The sequence below is a fragment of the Streptomyces albidochromogenes genome (genome assembly GCF_005981925.1).
In the GTDB taxonomy this organism is placed as follows: domain Bacteria; phylum Actinomycetota; class Actinomycetes; order Streptomycetales; family Streptomycetaceae; genus Streptomyces; species Streptomyces albidochromogenes.
Genome location: NZ_VBVX01000489.1, coordinates 1 through 3,020 on the forward strand (window position 1 = coordinate 1; position 3,020 = coordinate 3,020).

At 71.9% G+C, this 3,020-nt stretch carries 3 protein-coding genes; all 3 read right to left on the minus strand.

Annotation, left to right across the window (positions count from 1 at the left end):
* Positions 1–93: 93 nt before the first annotated feature.
* The 3 genes from E2E34_RS32935 to E2E34_RS32945 are packed head-to-tail and all read right to left on the minus strand — an operon-like array spanning position 94 to position 2,965.
* Positions 94–1,293 carry a dipeptidase gene (locus E2E34_RS32935; RefSeq protein ID WP_208765406.1) on the minus strand — a complete coding sequence of 400 codons (1,200 nt, stop codon included), beginning with the start codon at positions 1,291–1,293 and terminating at the stop codon, positions 94–96.
* A complete protein-coding gene (gene purE, locus E2E34_RS32940) occupies positions 1,290–1,829 on the minus strand; it encodes a 5-(carboxyamino)imidazole ribonucleotide mutase (protein ID WP_138905503.1) in 540 nt (179 codons plus the stop codon). The genes E2E34_RS32935 and purE overlap by 4 nt, the downstream gene beginning before the upstream one ends.
* On the minus strand, positions 1,826–2,965 hold the full coding sequence (locus tag E2E34_RS32945) for a 5-(carboxyamino)imidazole ribonucleotide synthase (RefSeq protein ID WP_138905504.1): 1,140 nt from the start codon (positions 2,963–2,965) through the stop codon (positions 1,826–1,828). The genes purE and E2E34_RS32945 overlap by 4 nt, the downstream gene beginning before the upstream one ends.
* Between the last annotated feature and the right edge of the window lie 55 nt (positions 2,966–3,020).

Consider the following 3,020-nt stretch of genomic DNA (forward strand, 5'->3'; position numbering starts at 1 on the left):
TTCGGCACCCGAGGAGACGCCCCGGCGCGGCACCGACCCCGAAGCCCGGTCCCCGCACCCCCCACCCGGGGCACACAACCGAAGCCCCGGGCCCTACCCGTCCAGTTCCGCCAAGGTCGCGTTCGACGGGCGAACGTGGCTCAGCGAAACGGACACCGACTCTGCGTCGCGCAGAGCTCGTACCGCGTTGTGCCAGGTCAGCTTGGCCACGTCGGGCTCCGACCACCCCCGCGCCAGCAGCTCCGCGATCAGGTTCGGGTACCCGGCCACGTCCTCCAGGCCCGCCGGCGTGAACGCCGTCCCGTCGAAGTCGCCGCCGATGCCGATGTGGTCCACACCCGCGACCTCCCGCATGTGGTCCAGGTGGTCGGCCACCGTGGCCACCGTCGCGACCGGCCGCGGGTGCGCCTCCTCGAAGGCCCGGTGGACCTTCATCGCGTCCGCCGTCGTATCCAGGTGGTGCAGCCCGTGCGCCCGCATGTTCTCGTCGGCCCGCCGCGTCCACTCCACCGCCTCCGGCAGCACGAACTTCGGCACGAACGTCGCCATGGCCACGCCCCCGTTCGCCGGGAGCAGCTCCAGCACGTCGTCCGGGATGTTGCGCGGGTGATCGCACACCGCCCGCGCCGACGAGTGCGAGAAGATCACCGGTGCGACCGACACCGCCAGCGCGTCCCGCATCGTCGTGGCCGCCACATGGGACAGGTCCACCAGCATGCCGACGCGGTTCATCTCCCGGACCACCTCGCGGCCGAACGGCGAGAGGCCGCCCACCCCCGGCACGTCCGTCGCCGAGTCCGCCCACGCGATGTTGTCGTTGTGCGTCAGGGTCATGTACCGGACGCCCAGGGCGTGCAACGCCCGCAGAGTGGCGAGGGAGTTGTTGATGGAGTGGCCGCCCTCGGCGCCCATCAGCGAGGCGATCCGCCCTTCCGCACGGGCCGACTCCATGCCGTCCGCCGAAGTGGCCCGCGCCAGGTGCCCCGGGTAGCGGGCCACCAGCTGCCCGACGGCGTCGATCTGCTCCAGCGTCGCGCTGACCGCCGCGTCCCCCGCCAGGTCGGACCGTACGTACACGGACCAGAACTGCGCGCCGACGCCCCCCGCCCGCAGGCGGGGGATGTCGGTGTGGAGGGAGGCCGACTGGTCGGTGGCGATGTCGCGCCGGTCCAGGTCGTAACGGACCTGCTCGCGCAGCGCCCACGGCAGGTCGTTGTGCCCGTCGACCACCGGGTGCGCGGCGAGCAGCTCGCGCGCCCTGGCCACCCGCCGGTCGCGCTCCCCGGGCGTCACTTGCCGAAGCCGAACGCGTCCGCGCCCTGCGCCTTGGCCCGCAGCCGCTTGCCCTTCTCCGTGGCCTGGTCGTTCAGCTCCTGCTGGAACTCCCGCATGCGCGCGAGGAGTTCGGGGTCGTGCGCCGCCAGCATGCGGATCGCCAGCAGTCCCGCGTTGCGCGCGCCGGCGACCGACACGGTGGCGACCGGCACGCCGGCCGGCATCTGCACGATGGACAGCAGGGAATCCATCCCGTCGAGGTACTTGAGCGGCACCGGCACGCCGATCACGGGCAGCGGCGTGACCGAGGCCAGCATGCCCGGCAGGTGCGCGGCGCCGCCCGCGCCCGCGATGATCACCTTGAGGCCGCGGGAGTCCGCGTCCTCGCCGTAGGCGATCATCTCGCGCGGCATGCGGTGCGCCGAGACGACGTCGACCTCGTACGGGACCGAGAACTCGTCCAGGGCCTTGGCCGCCGCCTCCATGACGGGCCAGTCGGAGTCCGACCCCATCACGATGCCGACTACGGGAGCGGAAGCAGCAGGGGTCGTCATTCGGTGATCGTTCCTCGCAGGTAGCCGGCGGCGTGACGGGCGCGCTCCAGCACGTCGTCGAGGTCGTCGCCGTAGGTGTTGACGTGGCCGACCTTGCGGCCCGGCTTCACGTCTTTTCCGTACATGTGGATCTTCAGCCGCGGGTCGCGCGCCATGCAGTGCAGGTACGCCTGGTACATGTCCGGGTAGTCGCCGCCGAGGACGTTCGCCATGACGGTCCACCGCTCACGGGGGCGCGGGTCGCCGAGCGGCAGGTCCAGTACGGCCCGGACGTGGTTGGCGAACTGGGAGGTGATGGCGCCGTCCTGGGTCCAGTGCCCGGAGTTGTGCGGGCGCATCGCCAGCTCGTTGACGAGGATGCGGCCGTCGGCCGTCTCGAACAGTTCGACGGCGAGGTGGCCGACGACCCCGAGCTCCTTGGCGATGCGCAGCGCCAGCGCCTGCGCCTGGCCGCCGAGCTCCTCGGAGAGGCCGGGCGCCGGGGCGATCACGGTGTCGCAGACCCCGTCGACCTGCCGCGACTCGACGACGGGGTAGGCGACGGCCTGCCCGTGCGGGGAGCGGACGATGTTCGCCGCCAGTTCCCGTACGAAGTCGACCTTCTCCTCCGCGAGGACCGGGACGCCGGCCTTGAAGGGCTCCTCGGCGTCCTTCTCGTCGCGTACGAACCAGACGCCCTTGCCGTCGTAGCCGCCGCGCACGGTCTTGAGGATCACCGGGAAACCGCCGGTCTCGGCGGCGAAGGCCGCCGCGTCCGCCGGGTCGCTCACGACACGGTGGCGCGGGCAAGGCGCTCCGATCTGCGTGAGCTTCGCTCGCATGACGCCCTTGTCCTGGGCGTGCACCAGTGCGTCGGGCCCCGGGCGGACGGGGATGCCGTCCGCTTCCAGGGCCCGCAGGTGCTCGGTCGGGACGTGCTCGTGATCGAAGGTGATCACGTCGCAGCCGCGCGCGAAGGCGCGCAGCGTGTCCAGATCGCGGTAGTCGCCGATGACGACATCGCTGACGACCTGGGCCGCCGAGTCCTGGGGGGTGTCACTGAGGAGCTTGAATCTGATACCGAGGGGGATGCCCGCCTCGTGGGTCATACGGGCGAGCTGACCGCCACCGACCATGCCGACTACGGGGAACGTCACTCCTCCAGGGTATCCGCAGGCCCGGCGCCCCCTTCCCGCGTGGTCCTCCCTTCCC